Origin of the sequence: Vibrio sp. S11_S32 (genome assembly GCF_014694465.1) — a bacterium.
GTDB lineage: Bacteria > Pseudomonadota > Gammaproteobacteria > Enterobacterales > Vibrionaceae > Vibrio > Vibrio algicola.
The window spans coordinates 112,314-134,777 of record NZ_JAAUWS010000006.1 but is presented as its reverse complement, the minus strand read 5'-3'; the positions used below and the strand labels follow the sequence as shown (position 1 = coordinate 134,777).

General features: G+C 42.2%; 13 protein-coding genes and 1 pseudogene. 7 read left to right on the top strand and 7 right to left on the bottom strand.

Features of this window, described 5'->3' with window-relative positions; genetic code table 11:
- Window positions 1–122: 122 nt before the first annotated feature.
- The 4 genes and pseudogenes from HC723_RS05730 to HC723_RS05715 all read right to left on the bottom strand — a co-directional run.
- Window positions 123–3,260, bottom strand: a pseudogene (locus tag HC723_RS05730) (molybdopterin-dependent oxidoreductase); the annotation flags it as partial.
- Window positions 3,261–3,569: 309 nt separating this feature from the next.
- Window positions 3,570–5,690 carry a GNAT family N-acetyltransferase gene (locus HC723_RS05725; protein ID WP_190338478.1) on the bottom strand — a complete coding sequence of 707 codons (2,121 nt, stop codon included), beginning with the start codon at window positions 5,688–5,690 and terminating at the stop codon, window positions 3,570–3,572.
- A gap of 116 nt (window positions 5,691–5,806) precedes the next feature.
- Window positions 5,807–6,781 (bottom strand): ParB/RepB/Spo0J family partition protein, encoded by a 975-nt coding sequence (locus HC723_RS05720; RefSeq protein WP_190338477.1) that lies wholly within the window; start codon window positions 6,779–6,781, stop codon window positions 5,807–5,809.
- On the bottom strand, window positions 6,781–8,004 hold the full coding sequence (locus HC723_RS05715) for an AAA family ATPase (protein WP_153448233.1): 1,224 nt from the start codon (window positions 8,002–8,004) through the stop codon (window positions 6,781–6,783). The genes HC723_RS05720 and HC723_RS05715 overlap by 1 nt, the downstream gene beginning before the upstream one ends.
- A gap of 1,321 nt (window positions 8,005–9,325) precedes the next feature.
- On the opposite strand from HC723_RS05715, the gene HC723_RS05710 reads away from it, so the two are divergent.
- From HC723_RS05710 to HC723_RS05690, 5 genes are all read left to right on the top strand, one after another.
- Window positions 9,326–11,302: a replication initiator protein RctB domain-containing protein gene (locus HC723_RS05710; protein ID WP_190338476.1), complete on the top strand. Its 1,977-nt coding sequence runs from the start codon at window positions 9,326–9,328 to the stop codon at window positions 11,300–11,302.
- A 385-nt stretch (window positions 11,303–11,687) separates the two neighbouring features.
- Entirely contained in the window at window positions 11,688–11,885 is a 198-nt protein-coding gene (locus tag HC723_RS05705; protein WP_153448986.1) for a hypothetical protein, read from the top strand.
- Window positions 11,886–12,076: 191 nt separating this feature from the next.
- Window positions 12,077–12,286 carry a DUF3283 family protein gene (locus HC723_RS05700; protein ID WP_153448985.1) on the top strand — a complete coding sequence of 70 codons (210 nt, stop codon included), beginning with the start codon at window positions 12,077–12,079 and terminating at the stop codon, window positions 12,284–12,286.
- Window positions 12,287–12,392: 106 nt separating this feature from the next.
- Entirely contained in the window at window positions 12,393–13,118 is a 726-nt protein-coding gene (locus HC723_RS05695; RefSeq protein ID WP_190338475.1) for a YebC/PmpR family DNA-binding transcriptional regulator, read from the top strand.
- Between the two features lie 109 nt (window positions 13,119–13,227).
- Entirely contained in the window at window positions 13,228–14,103 is an 876-nt protein-coding gene (locus tag HC723_RS05690; protein WP_190338474.1) for an NAD(P)-dependent oxidoreductase, read from the top strand.
- Between the two features lie 84 nt (window positions 14,104–14,187).
- Here the strand turns inward: HC723_RS05690 and HC723_RS05685 are convergent, their stop codons facing one another.
- The 3 genes from HC723_RS05685 to malK form a co-directional block, all read right to left on the bottom strand.
- A complete protein-coding gene (locus HC723_RS05685) occupies window positions 14,188–15,549 on the bottom strand; it encodes an alpha-amylase family glycosyl hydrolase (protein ID WP_190338473.1) in 1,362 nt (453 codons plus the stop codon).
- 98 nt (window positions 15,550–15,647) lie between these two features.
- A complete protein-coding gene (gene lamB, locus HC723_RS05680; protein ID WP_153448982.1) occupies window positions 15,648–16,916 on the bottom strand; it encodes a maltoporin LamB in 1,269 nt (422 codons plus the stop codon).
- 934 nt (window positions 16,917–17,850) lie between these two features.
- Window positions 17,851–18,960: a maltose/maltodextrin ABC transporter ATP-binding protein MalK gene (malK, locus tag HC723_RS05675; RefSeq protein WP_153448980.1), complete on the bottom strand. Its 1,110-nt coding sequence runs from the start codon at window positions 18,958–18,960 to the stop codon at window positions 17,851–17,853.
- 482 nt (window positions 18,961–19,442) lie between these two features.
- On the opposite strand from malK, the gene malE reads away from it, so the two are divergent.
- Window positions 19,443–20,621 carry a maltose/maltodextrin ABC transporter substrate-binding protein MalE gene (gene malE, locus HC723_RS05670; RefSeq protein WP_190338472.1) on the top strand — a complete coding sequence of 393 codons (1,179 nt, stop codon included), beginning with the start codon at window positions 19,443–19,445 and terminating at the stop codon, window positions 20,619–20,621.
- A 218-nt stretch (window positions 20,622–20,839) separates the two neighbouring features.
- A complete protein-coding gene (gene malF / locus HC723_RS05665) occupies window positions 20,840–22,459 on the top strand; it encodes a maltose ABC transporter permease MalF (protein WP_190338471.1) in 1,620 nt (539 codons plus the stop codon).
- The last annotated feature ends 5 nt before the right edge of the window (window positions 22,460–22,464 follow it).

The following is a 22,464-nucleotide window of genomic DNA, read 5'->3' as shown; positions in this document are numbered from 1 at the left end:
CGCAAAAATCCTTCGATTTAAATGTTTTTTACTAACCCAACTGTCTTTGCATCGCTAAGCTCTCTCGAAAAGATAAGGAAGGAACTCGATGTATCGTGATCATATCAACATTGAAATTCCTATCCTTGAACATTGGATTGGCCACGCAATGGATTAATGCCACCACCTTCAATCCCAATATTGCCACACAATAATTGTAAGTTAGAGATAGACACAACGTTATCGTGACCTGTGGTGTGCTGGGTGATCCCCATTGAATAATAAATCGCGGTGCGTTGCGCGGTACCAATTAAACGCGCCATTTCAGCCACGTCTTCGGCTTTAACACCGGTAACAAGTTCAACCTTATCAAGCGCGTAGTCTGGCTTCATCACCTCTTGTTTCAGTGCATCAAAGCCTTCGGTATTATTGGCGACAAACTCGTCATCTTGCCAATTATTAAGCAAGATTTGCTGCATAATGCCATTTAATAGCATAACATCGGTTCCCGGACGCTGCGCCACATACAATTGTGCATGATCGGTAATTTCGATACGTTTAGGATCGGCGACCACTAAGCGAGCACCATATTTGCGTACCGCTTGTTTAATATGCGAGCCAATAATAGGATGCGCCGAGGTGGTGTCAGTTCCGATAATAAAAATTACATCCGAATGCGCAATACTTGGAATATCATTGGTCATTGCCCCACTGCCTAGTGTTGCTTCTAATCCTGTTACCGTAGAGGCATGACACAGGCGCGCACAATGATCGAGATTATTGGTACCAAATTCGCGACGAACTAACTTTTGGAATACGTAGTTGTCTTCATTGGTGGTTTTGGCAGAAGAGAAGCCGGCTAAGGCATCCGCGCCATGTTGTTGTTTAATCGCTTTAAATTTATCGGCAACCAGTTGAATTGCTTCATCCCAAGAGGCCGGTTGCAGCACCCCATCACGGCGAATTAATGGCGTAGTCAAACGTTGATGGTTATTAATAAAATCAAAACCAAAGCGCCCTTTTACGCATAACATACCTTGGTTGACTGGCGAATCGGCACCTTGCACATAGCGCACCTTATTTTTCGCTTGGTCGACAAACATGGTGACTTTGCACCCTACCCCACAGTAAGTACAAATGGTATCGACTGGGGTTAAGATATCAAGACGGCTTTCGGCTTTATCGCGCGCATCCACTAATGCGCCCGTTGGGCAAGCTTGAATACATAAGCCACATTGGACACAGTTTGAATCGCCCATTGAGGTAGTTTGTTTGGTTTGAGCATCTTGCCCAAAACCAGCACGTTGCTCAGGTCGACAAGCTGGTATGCCGTTATCGTCCTTTAAGAAGCTCAAAACGCCGTGCACACCACTTTCATTACAAGCTTGCACACACTGACCACAACTAATACAACGGTTAGCATCAAAGACGATAAATTCAGAGCTGTCATCAATGGCAAACTTTTGCTGCATCGATTTATCTAATTCATCTTCTAGCACACCATATTGAGTAGCGTTGTCACGCAGCGCACAATCGGTATTGGCTTGGCAACCACACTCTAAACAACGCGCCGCTTCACGCATGGCATCTTCATTGGCAAAGCCGGTTTCGACTTCCTCAAAACTGCCCTCGCGTTGCATAGCCGATAATTCTGGCATTACTTGTCTGGCAACTTTTTGAATGTGTTCAAATTGCTTAGTATCGATGTGTTTAACTGACGATTCTTTCTTTGAGTCGTATTGACGTACAGGGATCGCATCCATCGTACCTTGGAAGAATCGGTCGATCGCTTCAGCGGCAACACGACCATCGGCGACAGCTTCTATTGCGGTCGCAGGACCTCGACGGAAATCGCCAATACTGAAGATATTCTTATTAATCGCATTGTTGGTATTGGAATGCATGGTGTTTTCATCTACCTCGGCGGTATTCCAACGAGATAAAGGTAATTCTATTTTTTCGTTATCTAAAAAGCTGAGATCAGGCTTTTGCGAAACGGCGGCGATCACAGTATCAAACTCTTGAATAAAGAATTCGCCAGTCGCTTCAGGACGTCGACGCCCCGAGGCATCCGCGTCACCCAGTTTCATTTTTTCTAATTTAACTTGACATACACGTCCGTTGCTATCACTGATGTTCTCAACCGGATTGGTCAACATCATAAATTGCACACCTTCATGTTCCGCTTCTAAGATCTCGTAATCTTCTGCTGGCATTTCAGCGCGAGTACGACGATAGATTAATGTAGTTTGCGCGCCATCACGAACAGCGGTACGAGCACAATCTATTGCGGTATTCCCTCCCCCAATCACGGCCACTTTTTTGCCCGTAATCAAGTTATGGTCCATGACATAATCTTTGAGGTAATCGACACCTAAGTAACAGCCCTCAAGCTCGCTACCGCTATAATTCATTTCAACCGCTTTGGATGCACCAACCGCTAAACACACTGCGTCATAGTCATCACTTAATGAGGTTAAGCTAAAGTCTTCACCCAGTTTTTTATTCAATTCAATTTGCATGCCATTACGACACATCAATTCAATTTCCTTATCTAAAATATCTTTGGGTAGACGATACTCAGGAATGCCATAACGTAACCAGCCACCGGCTTTTGGCATCGAATCAAAAACGGTGACCTCATAACCTTCATTGGTTAAGTAATATCCGGTAGTTAATCCACCAGGACCACTGCCAACAACCGCCACTTTTTTACCTTTTGCTGGTTTTTTAAAAGGAACATACGATTCTTGCATTGCCAGATCAGCATCGGCGGCATGGCGTTTTAACTGACGAATGGCGACAGGTTCATCGACAATATTGCGCCGGCATTCGGTTTCACAAAATGCCGGACACACGCGGCCAATCGACAATGGCATTGGCAATGTACGTTTGATCACTTCAATCGCTTTTTGATGATCGTTTTGTGAAATATGATACAGATAAGACTGGATATCGACGCCTGCTGGACAAGCCACCTTACACGGCGCTTCACAATCAGCATAATGGTCAGACAGGATTTTTTGTAGTGCTTGTTTACGGTGCGCGGCAATGGCTGGGGTTTCGGTAATAACCGCTAAACCTTCTGTTACAGCCAGCTCACAAGCGCGTTGTTGCTTACCATCAGTAAGTTCGACCACACATAAATCACATGCGATTTTGTCACCATGCTGATTACTGCCACAAAGCGAAGGGATTGCGACACCACATTGCTCTGCAGCATTTAATAAATTCTGCTCACCAGCAACATCAAATTCTTGACCATTGATAATTATTTTCATGATTGTATTCCTGTATGACCGATCCGCAATTGCAATTAGAGCGCATCGGTCAATCTTATTTGTATTCACATTTTGTCGAGCGCCAACCTATTTCATAAGATATGGCTCGCACCTCATGATAAGAACTTGTAAATAAGATGGGTTGATCTGATACAGGAAAAAGTTAATTCACCTACAAAGAGGTAGAGGCTGTGACCTCAGTAGTAGAATTTACACTGTAAATCGATGGATATAATGACTCATTAATTAGAATTTACAGTGTAAATCAGCATACAGCGAGATATGGAGTCACCAATTTACACTGTAAATTTAGAGTTGAGAGATATGTTGTTTGATATATTGCTCCGTTTCCTTACGTCCAGATAAGGCATTACTGGCACTCACTTGTTGCCATGTTTGTTGTTGCAGCAGCTTAGCGATCAAACATGACCAATGCGGCGTATGTATCATTGCCGCGTTACCACAAAGTCGCTGCCATACAAAAAAGGTCAAATCAAAAGACACCGATTCAAAACTATTGCCGCCTGCAAGATAGTTAGTTATTAAAGCCGATTTATCCAGTTTGGCTTGCTTGGATAGTTGCTGGGTTAAAATAGCAAACACCACTTCGGTTTCTAAAGCTTGAAATAGATTAGAGAGTAGAAACTTAAATTGTTGACCAAAACGAGAATGAGCGCCTTCAATCCAAACTTGAGCTTCAAAGGAGAGCGGCGCAACCATTATCGCCGAATAACAACCGCTAGCTTGATCTCGGTGACTGCCTAATTTGACCAAACTAAATTGCTCCGACCAAAATCGCACAAGCTCGGGGGTGGCGCCAAAACTGGTCGATATAAAATCCACTTGATCAATCAACTGTAATTGCAGCAGATTCAACGCTTGTTGACCTATCCCTTGACCTTGTAATTGAGGATGGACAGCAATTCGCATAATTCGCGCGCTGGTTTGAAGCGCAGCATCTTTTAACCCAAGATGATTGGTTAAATGACTTGCCACTAAATGACCTTTAGGGCGACGTTTTCCTTGCTGAATGGCAGTGACCAAATCATCGCTTAACCCGCCTTCTAAATTAATCACCAGACAACCCAATAGTGAAGCTTGAGATTGAATAAGGTATAAACTCATGGCGTCATCATCGAGTAACTGAAACAAATCATTGGGCGCGGTTTGATAATGCGCATTCACCAATAACCCAAAAACCGAACGTAATAATTCAGGCTCCGCCAGTAATTGGGATTTATTGATCGGTTTTAATTTCACATCAGAATATGAGGTTGGGGCAGGGGTCATATCGCACGCTAACAAAAAGGCATCAAACAACCACAGCTCTAACGGATCATCTTGCTGCCAACGGATAGGCTGTTGCAGTTCAAGTTGCTTCCAACCTTTGCGGTTTTCCACTAACCACTGCATAAACTTCAGCGTGAACCCTCGGCCACAGCCTTCATAGCCATGTACCGTCGAGCTAAACACCATGCGATGATAATGCTGAGTCATGCGTTTTAACATCGCTAACGGCAGGGCAGCTGCTTCATCGACTAATAACAAGTCGCACTCAGGTAGAGTTAATAACAGCTCATCGGGCGCGACAAACTGCAAACAGGAACCATTATCTAATATTAACGATAAGCGTGTTTGTTGCTGCACTTTTACTGGCGAGTTATGGCCTACTTGCTGCTGCTCTAATTGCAAAATCGCATGTTCAAACACACTGGATAACGCTTTAATCGAAGGCGCTGTGACAATAATCGTTCGTTGCTGCTCAGCCATTAATTGCGCCGCGGCCATACCTAAACAAGCTGACTTTCCTCGGCCTCGGTGCGCGGTTAATACTAAAGGGCGTTTACGGTGACCAGATACCACTTTTTTAATAGCAGCAATAGCACAGATTTGATCTTGAGTTTTACCTTCAATAAAGCGGTTGGGCTTAATATTTTGATCGCAGAGTGGTTTTACTTGATCTGCTTTAGGTTGAGCATCCATTAAAGCGCCCGATTTAAGCGGTGAATCTATCGCGTCAATCTCAGGCCAATATTGGAGATAGTGCAATAACCAAGTGTGGCTATAAGAGCTTGGCAATTGTTCACTATTGAGTATCAATAACAATCCGCCCGCTTTTAATGCCCCGCACGCGGCAGTAAAGCTATTGGCATCAAACCCAACAGCACAATCAAAAATCAATAAATCAACATCTTGACCTAAGATTTGGCTACCTTGTTTATAAGTAAAGTTCTGACAGGGTAAGCGAGCCTCTAACTCATTGAACCCACCAAACCATGCGATGTTAGCAGCCGATAAATCTAACTGCTGGCAATATTGCTTGATCAGTGAGATCGAATCCGATTGTTCCAACATTATCCGCACCGCAGCACGATGTTGTTCAGTAATTAATTGAGTTTGAAGTTGCAGCAAAGAGGCGAGGGCGGTCATGGCATCACACCGTTAATGATTGAATAAGCTAAGCATACCACGATAAAAAAAGCCGCACATTCAACAATGAAGTGCGGCTTTATACAAGGTGGGTATATTATTAATTATTCGAGCAACTAATCGAGTTTCGTCTGCACAAAATCAAGAATAGCTTGCATGGTTTCATCGTCAATTTTTTTAAGTGACAAGGATAAGCTTGACCCTTTACGGCTGTAGCTTGCACGACCTTTGATTAAATCGACTTTATCCGCAGTCTGCTTTGCTGGGGTAGGGGCCAGTTCTTCTATCCAAGCTTCTAATTGACTGGAAATGTCTTTGGTTAAACGCGCGACACCTTGAGTATCCGAGCTTTTCCAGATCTCACCTTGTTGCGAACGACATTTTTCAAGTAATAACGTTTGAGATTTTTGTGGCAGCGAATGGTACAACTTATGCAATTTAACAATGGTTGGGCGGCCAACATCACTCACATTTGGGTAAATGGTTAATATTTCAATTGGCAAGGCCGCCGCTTTTAAAGCGCCACTCACCAGTGCTTCGCTGCACTGAAAGATTTGCGCTAACGATTTTTGATCGCTCGCTTCACCACTATCCAATTTATGCTGCATTTCACGACCACGTTCATATAATGACAATGGTTTATGAGCATTGGCCACATCGGATAAAAACTTAGCGTCTTCGGTTTCAATCTCGTCCGCGACGTAAATTAAGAAGTCTTTTTGTGCCAAAATACACGACATTCGACGACGACTACCGTCAAGCACTTCAATTTTACCATTTTTATTACGACGACCGACAGCAGGGTATTGTTGACCACGCTCTTTTAAGGTCGATAAAATATCCGATAAAGCATGCTCATTTAAGAAAGATTGTTCACGCGAATTCTGAGCAAAGACTAAAGTTTGATCTTTGATCTCTACCGCTGGAATAGACATAAGTTCAAATGAGACTAACGCTTTGCCCGCAATCGCAAGTTCGATCACTTGTGCTTTATCTTTGGCGGCAGCTTGAGCTTCAATCGGAGTGGAAGCGCGGCGTTTATTACTTTTACCAAACAATTTTGCGTTTAATTCAGACGTTTTGATCGCCATTATTCATCCCCTCGGTTTAATGATGCCCAGTGACTATGCATCACTCGTTCAAGTTCTAGTGCACTTTTTTGTACTGCATCTTGCGCTACAGCTAAGGTTTTTTTACCACCTTCAAAATCACTGGCGGTTAAATCAAATACGGTGCTGTAAGTATCGGCGCAGGTTTCAAATGCGCGACTTCTTGGGATCGTCGCCATCATCACTTGCTCAGCTAATAAGTAATTCATTTCAGTTAAAACCGAGACTTGTTTCTTGTTATCATCTTCAAACATAGTCGGCATTAAACGAATAAATTCTAAACCTTGCCAATCTTCAGGGAACATTTCATACACTGTAGGCAAATGCTGGAAGAAATTCACCGTTGAAGCCCAGTCTAATCGCTTAGCCGCACAAGGGATCAATAGTGCATTTGAGGCGTACATTGCATTCCAAACCAGTGGATCAACATGAGGACCGGTGTCCATCATAATGATATCGAAATCATCGGCAATTTTATCAATCAGCTTTTCTTTTAATAGCTTTACGATATCAAGAGATTGATTCTGAGAAAGATCTTGCCATGCCTCAGCATTAAACATCGCATCTTCAGGGAAAGCTGAAATGGTTTTCAAATTTGGGTATTGAGTCGGCATTAATACGTTTTTACGCATAAATTCAGCATCAATTTGTTTATCATCAGGCAGATTATCCAGCATCACATCAACAGCAGAATAAATATCTTCACGTTCTTCGCCACTAATTTGTGGATTCAAAAATAAACGTAAAGAGCCTTGTGGATCTAAATCAATCAAACAAATTCGATAGCGCTTTTCTAAATTAAGCGCTAAACATGCCGCAATATGCACCGCCGACATGGATTTTCCGGTACCGCCTTTTTGGTTTTGTACGTTCACTACCCATGGTTTATTGGAAGTGTTTTTTTTCAATTGATGGAACATTGGCGCACCAGCCGCATCCATTAATTGATGAGCTTCACTCAATGTGATCGAATAATGATTGGCGTTATTTTTGGTAAACTGATGACCACCGGCTTCCATTTTGCCAATTGCTTCATCCAATTTTCGACGAGTTAGACCAGAACGAGTTTCCATTAATGCTTTCGACATCGGTGGAAAATGTTCTTCCTTGCGTTCTTCTAAAACCAATTGGATACGATCGGCTTGAACTTGTTTGGTCAGTTCAGCTAAACGCTCCAGATTTTTTATTGTCTGTTCTCTTTTCATCAGTGATCCCATCATTTTATCTAGGTCCTGATTGTACAACGAAAACAGTAAAAACAACAATAAGCTGAACATATATTTATTTGTTTGTTTTCATTGAAATGGCGTAAATGAGAGATAAAACAAACCATTTGGTCAAAATCATGCTTATTTTGATCTTTTTTATTGTGTAAAACACCTTACTATTTCCAACAGATTAAAAGTGTTACCACGTAACCTATTTACAATGTAAATAGCATTAACTTACAAAGATTGATATTTTCAGTGAGATATCAAGTCAATCGGTAAGTTAAGTTTGAATCTTCTTAATATCTAATCGTTTTTTGCGGAACGATTATAGTGAGTCACTATTTTACTGTCAGTGCTATTTCAATTTAATTTCTTCGTTGAAATACTAACTAAATACGCTTATAGAGCCAAGAATGCCCTCCAATAAAGTGATCATTCGGATAAGATCAATCATCACACCACATACTTAAATGATGATTTTTACAAAAATAGCTCAAGAGGTTGGATTTTTTTCCACTCTTCTTTCTAGTTTTGTTCCTACATCCATCATTAAAAACCGATAAAATCACGGAACGATGATCAAGAGAGAAATAAAGAAAAAAATTCTTATGCTGTATCTACTTGATCATGCTTCTGGACCACAGCAAAGCATCAATTTGGGCGCTCTTAGAACAATGATCAAGGAAGGCTGGTGAATATGCAATGAGATCCAAAGACCAAGATTACGGATCAATGATCAAGCGTTTATTTGCTATGGAAGCATACAAAGCCTTATCTAGATTACGATGTATGTCATTTTGAAAAGTGCATTTAACATTGAAAACTTAGCAAGTAGCCAGTATTCAACTTGATCATCGTTCCTAAAAGTAAAGAATTAGCGAAAAATGAATTAAAAAGGCTTCCGTCGCATGCTCATATTCGTTATCAGCAGAATAATATGCACATTGAGATAAAATATCTGTGGATAACATGTCTATTTTGATTGATCATTGTTTCGCTTTCTCAATGATCATGCTTTAGGAAATATCCTGATCATGCTTCTTATCAAAATTGATCATCCTTCCGATCTTACTTTGATCATGCGTCTTAAGCCTTTATGATCATGCTTCCCAAAGGTAAAAAAATAACTTATTTATATACAGTTACTTAAAGGGGAATTACCAGCCAGATCATTAGATCATATAACCAATATAGATCATATAAACAAAAGATCAGTTATATAAATCAAGATCATTTTTTTCTTTCTTTTTGGATCTTTTTTCTTTATTCTCTTGGAACTATGTACACCTTACGATAAATGCGAAATGGAATTGTTATGGCTAGCCAAGAAAAGATCTTAATTCAATTACCTCGAACCCACAAAGATGGTCATTTATTTAAGATCTCAGAACAAGTGATTGACTGGATCGAACAATACCAACATTTTAAAGGGGTAACCCGCAGTATTATCGAGCTACTTAATCTTATTTCTTTACGCGGACTTTCCAGTAAAGATGGCTTTGTATCGACAACCGAGCTTATTGAAGCAACCGATGGGCAGCTGACTCGAGCCGCAATCCAGCAACGTTTACGTGCCGCGGTATCAATCGGATTATTTCATCAAATTCCAGTTCGTTTTGAAGAAGGGCTAGCTGGCAAGACCATGCTGCATAACTTTGTCAATCCAAATCAGTTAATCTCGGTATTAGGATCAACCAGTTTAAAAACGGAATCAACCAGAAAAACTGAGAATCAAAAACGTTCTAAAGCGTTGGCTCAAACACAAGTTAACCGACAATTACTTAACGATCACGGATTGTTTACCCCACCAGCTATGCGAAACGAAGCCGATCAATTTGTAGTTTCGCCAACTAATTGGGCAGGGATCATAGATCAAGCATTAGCGCCACCAAGAACCAGAAAAAGCTACCAAAAATCAATGGTTTCTATTTCTGGCACTCGAGCAATCATTGAAACAAGATCATCCAAAAATATTATGACGGTCGATGATCAAATGACCCTGTTCGCGTTATTTACCTTAACGGTTCAGTATCATCAACACCACCAAGATGATTTTCATGTTGATGCCAAACAAATGCCGAATAAAACCCCTTTATATATCACGGATATTTTATCTCTACGCGGGAAAAAAGACAGTGGCCCAGCTCGTGATTCAATCCGTGACAGTATTGATCGTATCGAGTTTACCGATTTTCAATTGCATGAATTAACCGGACGTTGGCTTAGTGAAAACATGCCGGAAGGGTTTAAAAGTGATCGTTTTCGCTTTATTGCCCGCACTATCACTGCTTCCGATGAAGCGCCAACTGAAAATTCAGCCGGTGAGATCCGGATCAAACCTAATTTGTATATTTTGGTATGGGAACCGTCATTTTTTGAAGAATTATTAACCAAAGATTACTTTTTCTTATTCCCACCAGAGATCTTGAAGCAACACACCTTAGTGTTTCAGCTGTATACGTTCTTCAGAAGCCGTCTAGTACGCCGTTTAACCGAATCAATGCTCCTAAGTGAGATCAATCAGAAACTGGCGAGAAACATCGAATGGCGTCGATTCTCGATGGATCTGATCCGTGAATTAAGAAAGCTATCTGAAGGCAAGCAAACCGATGATCTTTTTGTTGTTAATCTTTGGGGTTACCATCTTACGATCAGCAACATTATGGAAAAAGGCAAAGTGCTCGATTATCAAATTGATATTCGTTGTGATGCCGAAGAAGTATTGCGCTTTTCACGTGCTCGTACCACCAATGCCGGCAAGCGTAATATGGCGCCAACGCTACCAAACCCGCTGCGTAATGAGCTAGTATCTAAGCAAAAATTACAAGAATTAGCCGAGATCATTGATGGCGAATTCGAACCGATCCAACGTAAAGCCCCTTCACCGCGTGGTCGTTTAGGTCGTCGAGTGAAACAGAAAAAACACTTAGTTGAGATCAACGCTGATGAATTGATCATTACCTTGTCTAAATATACCTCGCCACAAGCGCTAGAACGCAGTTTAACCGCGTTATCTGCCATGACGGGGCATCCGTATGCTTCAATTAAAGAAGAGTGCGATGAGTTGATTGATAAGCTCGATTGGTTACGCGTGGGTGAAACGGTGGTGCCATACGAAACATTAAGCAAAACCGTCGAGTTGTTTAACCAAGAGTCCAAAGATAAGCATTTGTCGATAGAACGTGTCATTGCAGGATTAGCGGTAAGACGTAAAGTATGTAAACAAGTCTTCGAAGGTCACTTAGATGAAACTGTGCTCAGAGCCTTAAATGAAATGGCTGCCGATAGCTGATTTTTATCTAATCTATCGCTAATCTTATAACCAGTCTGAATTAAAAAAAGCCCAAAGATCAAATCTTTGGGCTTTTTTATGAAAGCATGATCAAGGATGTGTTTAGGTAAATGATCCCTTGATCATGCTTTCGAGGATTATTGTCTATACTGTAAATATATAATGAATTGGGGCGGTAGCTAACGGGGTTAGGTCGATTTTACTTGGCGTGATCATATTGACGCTACACCCAGTTTAAGCAGAAGAACAGCAATTCTTTTCCGCATTAATAATGTTGTTAGTGAAGTCTGATTGGAATCACAATCTACACATTATTCACTTAACAACTTAGCCATTTTTTGCTTAATATCCAACTTAGTTTATACATGGTTTTCTGGAGGTACTTATGTCGATTAATTCAATAGATCATGATGACATGACAGGCATTACCACATCTTGGACTAAAAAAGATGAATCGGTGGCCCAAGCAAATTCTAAACAAATGAAAAACGCAGAGGCTAGACGTCGGATTGAAACATTACAAGAAATTCGTGAAAGCGGATTAACTTTAGAAGAGGCGAGAGAACTCGGTTTGATCCATTAATCAGGCGTTATCTCTTTAGTCTTTGAATTCAAGCGCTGTAAAAAGCAGCAGTAAAGAGTGTTGACTTAAAACAGGGCGAATCATTCGTCCTGTTTGTTCGATTTACACTGTAAACTTGGTAATATTTTTTATCTTTCCCCTTTAGCTATGCTATATTTCCCGCTCTTAAAATCGCACATAAAGGTCGTCTCATGTCTATTAATTTATCTTTGCTGCCACCAGCGGAGAAAAATAAGATCGAGTTAGATAAACAAGCTTCCTATTTTGTTTGGCAATTAAAGCAGGCGAAAGCAGGACCCGAATTGTTATTTAACGAAGCGGAAAAAATCCGAGACCCTGATGAGCGTGTTTTTTTCGAACAAGCAATTCAAAAATACAAACGGATCATGGGCGTCGCATAAAGACAGTCTGACTAACAATGAAGGCCAACCGTGATCTGAGACCATAAGAATAGAGTCATTGTTATGGTAACATTCAGCATAAAATAAAATCAGAGAGAAGATACCCATGGGAAGAAGTTTTGAAGTGCGCAAGGCCTCAATGGCAAAAACTGCAGGCGCAAAAATTAAAGTTTATTCAAAATACGGTAAAGAGATTTACGTTGCCGCAAAAAATGGTGGCGCTGATCCTGATATGAATTTATCGCTTAAGCATCTTATTTCTAAAGCGAAGAAAGACAACGTTCCAGCGCATGTAATTGAAAAAGCATTAGACAAAGCCACTGGCGGCGGCGGTGAAGATTTCCAACCTGCACGTTACGAAGGTTTTGCTCCTGGTGGCGCTAGCGTTATCGTTGATTGCCTAACCGATAACGGCAACCGTACATTCCAAGACGTTCGTCAATGCTTCGTGAAAACCGGTGCAAAAATTGGTAGCCCAGGCACGGTTGCTCACATGTTTGACCATCAAGCGGTGTTCCAATTTGCTGGCGAAGATGAAGAAGCAGTATTAGAAGCGCTAATGATGGCGGATGTTGATGTTACCGACATCGAATTAGAAGATGGTGTGATCACTGTTTTTACCCCGCATACTGAATTCTTTAAAGCGAAAACAGCGTTAGCAGAAGAATATCCAGATCTTGTGGTTGATGTCGAAGAAATCACTTTTGTGCCACAAAACCATACGCCAGTTACCGGCGAAGATGCGGTTAAATTCCAGAAGTTTTTAGACATGCTAGACGATTGTGATGATGTGCAGCAGGTTTACCACAATGCAGAGCTTGAAGAAGAGTAAGCATTGCTTGGCTGGTAATAACAAATAAACATTTCAACACCGAGCGCTTAATGCGCTCGGTGTTTTTATTTAAACGGTATTATTTTTTGATTTGAAGAAGGGAGTCACGATGAAGGTTAGTTTTCTCGGTTTAGGGGTTATGGGTTTTCCAATGGCTGGGCATTTAGCGCAAGCCGGATTTGAAGTTAGCGTTTTTAACCGTACTCATAGCAAAGCGCAAGATTGGACGAGCCACTATTCAGGTATAGCTGCCACCACTGTTGAAGAGTGCGTGAAAGACGCGGATGTGGTTTTGCTTTGTGTCGGTAATGATGATGACGTGCGCAGTATGACCACCAGCCAAACCGGTGCGTTAGGTTTTATGAAAACGGGCGCGATTTTAGTGGATCACACCACCACATCGGCAACCTTGGCACAAGAGCTCTTACAAGCGGCTCAAGCCTTGAATATTGAATTTATGGACGCACCAGTATCTGGCGGTCAAAGTGGCGCTGAAAACGGCGTATTGACCATTATGTGTGGTGGCGAGCAGGCGTTATTCGACAAGCTTCAACCGGTATTTAAAGCTTATGGTAAGTCATCGGTATTGATGGGCGAAGTCGGTCAAGGTCAGCGGGCTAAAATGGTCAATCAAATTTGTATTGCTGGCGCATTACGCGGATTGTCTGAAGGCTTATTACTGGCTCAAAAATCAGGCTTAGATATTGAAAACTTAGTCGATTGTTTGAAAAATGGCGCCGCAGGTTCATGGCAGATGGAAAATCGCGCCAGCACCATGGCCAAAGATCAATACGATTTTGGTTTTGCCATTGATTGGATGATCAAAGATTTAGGTTTTAGCTTAGATGAAGCCAAAAAACACGGCTTGAACTTAGCGCATACTCAGCAAACCTTTGATAATTACGTCGAACTTGCTAAAGCCGGTGATAACCGTATGGATACCTCGGTATTGCATAAAGCGGTGCAGAAGATCGCGGCAAAATAAGCAATTCGTTTATCTTCATCCAGCAAAAACATGCCACTACGATCACGCAGTGGCATTGTTTATATCGAATTGATAGCTTTTCGTTTAGTCAGCCATTAACATCAGTCCAGATTGTGCCGGGATGGTTAAGCTATGTTGAGAAAGAAGATCATCCCCCCCGAGCAACACGTTGTATTGCGCGGCAGGTAAATTCACTTGGAACTCTTCATTCCCCTTATTGATCGCTACAATCCCTTTTGGGTGCTCAATACTGCCACGCAACAGCACCAACAGTTCATTACCACAGGCTAAGACGTGAATCGGTTCACCATGTACTTGTTTATGGAACGCGATCATTTTGGTCAGACTATTATCATGCCAACTTTTCATCCAGCGGGGATGACCGAGAGCATCGACATCATTACTGGTGTTGAGATCGGTATAAATCAACGGCGAACCATCACAACAACCGAGTAAATAACAATAAGCTAACTGCTCATGCCCAGCCGACATCAGCTGATTACGGAAAACATCATTATTAGGAATGTCATGCGTTACGACAAACGTGATCGCACGATTTGGATCTAAACACTGACCATTTTCAGCAACCGATAATAAAGACTTCATACTCACGTTATGCTCAAACACATTCAACATAGAATGGAAGAGTGGAAAATCATAAGCATCGAATGGCGTCTGCTCGACAAACGGCTGTAAAAAGGTTTCGTATTCAGCTTTGCCCACGCCACCATCGGTAATGATCTCACCAAAAATTCGCACATCGGCACAAATATCTTCAGTCCAGACTTTTTCAATATGTGCGGCAGATAAGTGTTTTGCTGCATCAATTCGAAATCCATTCACGCCTAACGCTTTCAGTGCTTTGATATAGCTTTGTTGTTGCTCAACCACATTATCCGTTGGCGCCAGTGTAGGAAGCCCTGGATCTGTGTCACTGCCACTTAATCGGCCGGTTTGCACTTCTTTGGCATCTAGCCAGTTTTTGATTGGGAAAGCGGGTTCAAAATCGTTTGAAGTAAATAACGGCTGCGAGAGATCGCCAAATAAACGAAGTGTGGCGTAATGTTCTGCTTGGTTTTGATATTGCGCCATAATTGTCTGGTTTGGATAATTTAAGTCATCACGACAATAGGCTTCGTTGGCCATGTGATTAAACACCACATCGACATAAATTTTTATCTGTTGTTGCTTTAATGCATCCAACATGGCAATAAAATCAAGAGTATTGCCTAATGGATTGTCGATCACTCGGTAGTCTTGTGGTTGGTAACGCATCCACCATTTATCTTCATCCGGTGATTTCATTGGAGGTGATATTAAAATCGATTGGTAACCTAATTGCGCGATACGCTCTGCTTCAGCGGCGATCTTGTTATATGACCAATCAAAGGCATGTAAAATCACATCAGCTTGAGGTGTTGCTTGGTTTGCTGTGAATACAGACATAATGCCCCTTAAATTAAAGGTATAGGTAAACCTACCTATTGAAAAACAGATAACGCCAGCAACGTGCCGGCGTTAATTTTTATGTTAAACAGAGTGGCTTACCACCATGCTTCTGCTTGGATACCAACGGATACTTCAGAAGATTCATCCCCACCGAAGCGATTGTCATTTTTAAAGTCATCTACATACGATGCGTAGACGCGAATTTCCGGACGAGCCCAGAATCCAGATCCAGCAGACCATGCTTGCGCAACAGTAAACTTAGCACCTTCATTATCAGCCCCTTTGCTGCCCCATGCGTTATCTTCAGTGAAGTAACCGGCTTCAAATTCAGTTTTCATAATTTCAGACCAGTTATAGATTGGGCGCACAACAATGTTGGCAAAAGTATGGTCGTCTTTATTACTATTATCGTAAGAGCTTTGTGCATACATCACTTGGTGACCAAGATTCCAGCTAGAACCCATATCAATCACACCAAAGTTAATCACGCGGAAACCAGTATCGCCATCGGTGACAGCAGGAACCCAGCTACCTGAACCTAGCCCAGCCATTCCTGATGCAGCGCCGTTAGTACCAAATTGGAATACGGTTTTGTTAAAGCCGCCGAAGAAGTTATTTTGGCTAACGACTGCTGTCAACATGACACTGTCATCTGTATCGACATTAAAGTTTTCTTGTTCGTCAGATTCATTAACCATGTAATAGTTAACACCCAACTCTAAGCTCGCATCTTGCCATAAACCTAGACCAGCATAACGAAGGTCAAAATTGTTAACATTGATGTTTTGATTATTGTTGCCTGTGCCATCGAGATCAACCCCAAGGCTGTCATCGCGCATGAAAGCAAATGATAATTTACCAGGACCAACTGTGACGTTTTCAATACCACCGCCCGCACCGCCAGAAGTATTCCAGTAATAGAAGTCAGTAATATGAATGTCTTGACGTTGGTAGTAACGCTTACCGGCCCAAAGTGTGGCATCCTTATCGAACTCAAATAAACCTTTGGCTTGTACGTTAAATTGCGCCAATGCAACATCGGCACCATCATCGTCATCACGAGCTGATTCCCAGCCGTTAGAACCATCAGAGCCATACGCAATCATAGAGCTCACAATAAATTCAGCGCTATCACCAGCTTTAATTGGCGTGGTATCTAATTGAATTTCACCGTATACATCATCTTCGTTACCAAGACGACCCACTTTATTTTTTTCATACGATTCATTAGCACCACCATGGGCACTTACGCCAGTACCAGCACGCATATAACCATGGAAGTCGACGCCAACTGCCATCGCGGAAGACGCAAGTAGAGCAGAGGATACCGCAGCAGCTGTTAAACAAACCTTAAGCGTTTTCATAATTACAATCCTTTATATTGTTTCTCGTTACCCTGCTCACACTGTCGTTAGCATAAGTATGCAATGGGTTGACTGTTCGCTGAATGCGTATGACTTCTTTGGTTTCGTCATTCAGTGATGGGGTTATCTTGCGGTAATCGAACATGCGGAACATCCTCCTAAATAAGAGGTGTAGGGGGAGTAGAAATAAAGGAGGAGTGTGGGGATCACACTTGGGGTAACCGGTACTTAAACTGACTGTGATCTGGGTGGTTTTTTAGTGGAATTCAGCGAAAAAGGTGGGAGGATTATCACGGAAAACAAGCTTTTGTGATCGAAGCTAGATTACTGAGATGATAATGAAATTAATGGGGTTTGTGCTAGTTTTAGTTCGTAGGGTTAGTGGTTAAAGTAGAATTAAAAGCCTCAGAACACATGATTTGGCTCATGAGATGAAGAATATGTGTTTCTTGGCTTGATGAAGGTTGATTTGCATGGTTTTTAAGCATGAAGCATGAAGCATGAAGCATGAAGCATGAAGCATGAAGCATGAAGCATGAAATATTCAGATAAGGGCATGCAAACTACGGCACGAAAAATTCATATATCAATCACTCCTTACCAGCTTTATTCATCGGAGAATGGTTTTCGATTTTTCGATGTTTGATTTTCAGCTACAGATACAGATACAGATACAGATACAGATACAGATACAGATACAGATACAGATATGAAGGTGTTAGCTGTCGCTAATTTGAGTTGACCCTAGATTCTCGGCATAAGCGACACCCAGACTTTAAATAGACGTAAAAATGTCTTGGCAAAAAACAACAACGAAACCAGAAGGGCTTATTTGGGGGCTCTTAATGGCCTGTGCTCATTAAACAAAAAAAGCCCCAAACCAAGCATGGAATGGGGCGAAGGCATTACAATGAAAAAGGGAAAAACGGGGAGTTTAAATACCACGCTCTTTAAATAAACGGCGGCACGATCGCCCATCGCTGTGGAATAAGTGACAACGGTAAGCCGGAATGCCAATTTCGAATTCATCGCCCGAATCGACATCTAAGGTGTCGTTTTCACGATAGATAAAATCGGCATCGACGTTATCAAGGTTTAGGTAGACTTGAGTTTCGTTACCTAACTTCTCAACCACTTGCACATGGCCTTTAATACTGACATCGCCTTCATTGGCGGGCAGTAAATGCTCAGGGCGAATGCCAAGTGACATCCGCGAGCCTTGGGTCACGGTGCTGCCATCCACTTGGATCCAAAATGATGCTTGGCTGGCGAGCTCCACTTTCACGCGCTCAGCTTCCACTTCTTTGATCTCAACGTTAATAAAATTCATTTTTGGTGAGCCAATAAAGCCAGCCACAAAACGGTTCTCTGGGTAATGGTATAACTCTAATGGTTTGCCCACTTGCGACACACTGCCACCATCCAATACCACGATTTTATCGGCCATGGTCATTGCTTCGACCTGATCATGAGTCACATAAATCATGGTGCAACCAAGTTTTTTGTGCAGTTTGGCTAGTTCAATTCGCATTTGGACACGCAAGGCAGCATCGAGGTTCGATAACGGCTCATCCAGCAAAAATACTTCTGGTTGCGCCACTAAAGTACGACCGATTGCGACCCGTTGACGCTGACCACCTGAAAGGGCTTTTGGACGGCGCTCTAATAAGTGACCTAGCTGCAAAATATCGGCTGCGTGATCAACGCGCGATTTGATTTTAGCTTTATCTTCCTTAGCCAGTTTCAGACCAAAAGACATATTGTCGAATAAGTTTAAGTGCGGATATAACGCATAAGATTGGAATACCATGCCGACACCACGCTCAGATGGCGGCACGTCGTTCATTTTTTTATCGCCAATAAATAACTCACCTGAAGTGATGTCTTCTAAGCCGGCGATGCAGCGCAATAATGTTGACTTACCGCAACCGGATGGGCCAACAAAGACGACGAACTCGCCATCTTGAATATCCAGATCGACGTTTTCAGAAATGAGATTGTCACCGTACGCTTTACATACCTTTCTTAGCGTTACACTGGTCATGGTGGTTCCTTTTGTTTTTATTGGTTTGGCAGCAAGATGATAATGAGAGGCTGCCGTTTAAGTTAATTAATTTTTTATATCACTTCAATGAGAGCCATATTACCTAAGCGTTTGAAAACCACCTCATCCTTGTGCGATTAATTTTTGGTGGATGATGGGGGAGGAGTGCATGGGTCACACTTTTTAATTCAGATCATCTTTGAGTTAAATAGCCACATATACGCGTGCGTTCGATCACGTTTAGTCGCTGTTTTAAGGTATATTAGCAAACAATTGTGAATCTAAATCACAGTTTCTATCTTGTATCGCGGGGGCGTAGAGATTAGGAGGATGTTCACCATTCCTAATTATTGCAAGATTGAGCTATACCGTAACCCGAGTCAAAAAGGGTAAAGCATTTCGCTTGCTGAGAAAGGTATCCATCGTGTTACAGACCCTACAGTGATGTAACCGCAAATAGAATAATAGAAAGGATCATGGAAATGAAAAAAGTCCTCAAAACTGCCATTTTATGTAGCTTAGCCTTAAGTGGTGTGAGTGCACATGCTGCCATACAGGAAGGTCAGCTAACAATTTGGATCAACGGCGATAAAGGCTATAACGGCCTAGCTGAAGTGGGTAAGCAATTTGAAGCGGACACTGGCATTAAAGTCACCGTTTCTCACCCTGATAAGTTAGAAGAAAAATTCCCGCAACTGGCGTCAACCGGTGATGGCCCTGATATTGTTCTTTGGGCGCACGACCGTTTCGGCGGTTACGCGAAATCTGGTCTATTGGCGGAAGTAAAACCATCGGCTGAATTCAAATCTAAATTCACTGATTTCACTTGGGATGCGGTTTCTTACGATGGTAAATACATCGGCTATCCTGTGGCGGTTGAATCTTTATCGCTTATTTACAACAAAGACTTAATTAAAACCCCACCTAAAAACTGGGAAGACATTGCTGCGCTAGATAAAAAACTGCAAAAAGACGGCAAGCACGCGATCATGTGGAACCTTTCTGAACCCTTCTTCACATGGCCAATTCTTGCCTCTGATGGCGGTTACGCATTTAAGTTTGCCGATGGTCAATACAATCCGAAAGATGTGGGCGTGAATAATGCCGGTGCGATCAATGCCATGACCTTCCTTAAAGGTCTGATTGACCAAAAAGTGATGTCACCGGATGTGGATTACACCATTGCAGAGTCTGGCTTTAACAAAGGCGAAGTGGCGATGACGATTAATGGTCCTTGGTCTTGGGCTAACATCGATAAAGCGGGCATTAACTACGGCGTAACCACATTGCCGATGTTTAATGGCAAACCATCGAAACCTTTTGTGGGAGTGTTAACAGCGGGTATTAGCTCGGCATCCCCTAACAAAGACTTGGCGGTTGAGTTTATCGAAAACTACATGCTAACCAAAAAAGGCTTGAAAGAGATCAACGATGATACCCCACTAGGCGCGGTAGCATTAACCTCATACCAAGCTGAGCTGGCGAAAGATCCACGTATAGCCGCCACAATGGCAAATGCTCAGAACGGTGAAGTTATGCCAAATATTTCTCAAATGTCAGCATTCTGGTACGCAGAAAAAGCGGCGATTGGCAATGTGGTTAATGGTCGTCAATCGGTAAAAGAAGCGCTTGATACCGTTGCGGCTCGTATGACGAAATAATCGTTCGTCTTCCACCGATTGTATAACCGGTGGCGAGAAGGAAGGGGTAAGTTTATCGCTTCCTTCTCATTTATCTCTTTGCTTTCTTATGTAACGGTAAAGCTTTGATTGAGTTTATCGATGCCTTTGAATGGAGCTTGAAGTGACTTTTCAACCTCTTTGCAGTTTCAAAAGCTGACGTGTTTTCAAAACTTTTGTTTTGATTATGCGATATGGTAATGGAATCTATTATGTCTTCAAATCTTGTGTCATCTCATCCCTCTCATATTTCAGATTCTGCTGCCCAGTCTTGGATCAAGGCGAATTGGGTAAAAACGGCAGCCTTATCGATTGTGACCTTACTTAATGGTTACGCGATCGTTTTAATGTACTCACGCGGTGAATTTGCTTTTGCACTTTTAACCTTAGTTTTAGCGTCTTTGGGTGTCTATGTTTTTGCCCGCAAGCGCACCTATGCCCACCGTTATATTTACCCAGGTGTGGCGGGAATGATCTTATTCATCATTTTCCCTCTGATTTATACCATTGGCTTAGCGTTTACCAACTATAGCGGCGCTAATCAATTAAGTTTTGAGCGCGCGCAAAGCGTGTTAATGGATCAAACCTTTCAAAGTGGCGACAGTTATTCGTTTGAATTGCGTCAACACGACGACCTTTATTCCATTGCTTTAAAACAAGGTGACACTTGGCTGGTTTCTGCGCCGCGCTCATTAACGAAAAAGTCGTTAACTAAGGCCACGGCTAATCAACCGGCTGGACACATTGCATTGTTACCGTCAGATGCATTAACCGGTAAAAAAGCACCGTTAAAAGCCGTCATTAAAAACCGTAATCTATTAAGCGAGCTTGTGGTTGAAACACCAAATGGCACTGAGCTTAAAATGTCGGGTCTGCGTAAATTTGCTCAAGTAAAGCCGCTTTATACCTTAGATAGCGACGGCGAAAGCTTGGTCAACAACAAAACTGAACAGGTATTAAAACCAAATTACGAGATTGGCTACTACCAAACGGTCGATACTGATGGCGCTTTTATTGGCAAGCCAATCACGCCAGGATTCATTGTTAATATCGGTTTTGATAACTTTACCCGCATCTTTAGTGACCCAGGCATTCAAGGACCGTTCTTTAAAATCTTTGTATGGACAGTATTGTTCTCGGCCATCACAGTGGCATTAACCCTTGCTTTTGGTGTGATCTTGGCGCAAATCGTTTCTTGGGAAGCGTTAAAAGGACGCGGCTTATACCGAGTATTATTAATCTTGCCTTATGCGGTGCCAGCCTTTATTTCCATCTTGATTTTTAAAGGCTTATTTAACCAAAGCTTTGGTGAGATCAACCAGTTACTGCAAGGACTATTTGGCTTAAGCCCGGCATGGTTTACCGACCCGACATTGGCTAAAACCATGATCATTATCGTCAATACTTGGCTCGGCTATCCGTACATGATGATCCTAGCTATGGGTATGCTTAAAGCGATCCCCGATGATTTGTATGAAGCCTCAGCAATGGATGGCGCAGGTCCAATTGATAACTTCTTTAAAATCACCTTGCCATTATTAGTAAAACCTATGGTGCCACTATTAATTGCCAGCTTTGCGTTTAACTTTAACAACTTTGTCTTAATCCAATTATTAACCAACGGTGCACCAGACATGATAGGCACCACGGTTCCGGCCGGTCACACCGATTTGCTGGTGAGTTACACCTATCGTATTGCCTTTGAAGGGGCGGGCGGTCAAGACTTTGGTCTCGCAGGCGCAATCGCAACATTGATCTTCGTATTGGTTGGCGGCTTGTCACTGCTGAACATGAAATTCACCAAGCTAGAAACAGAATAGGGAGT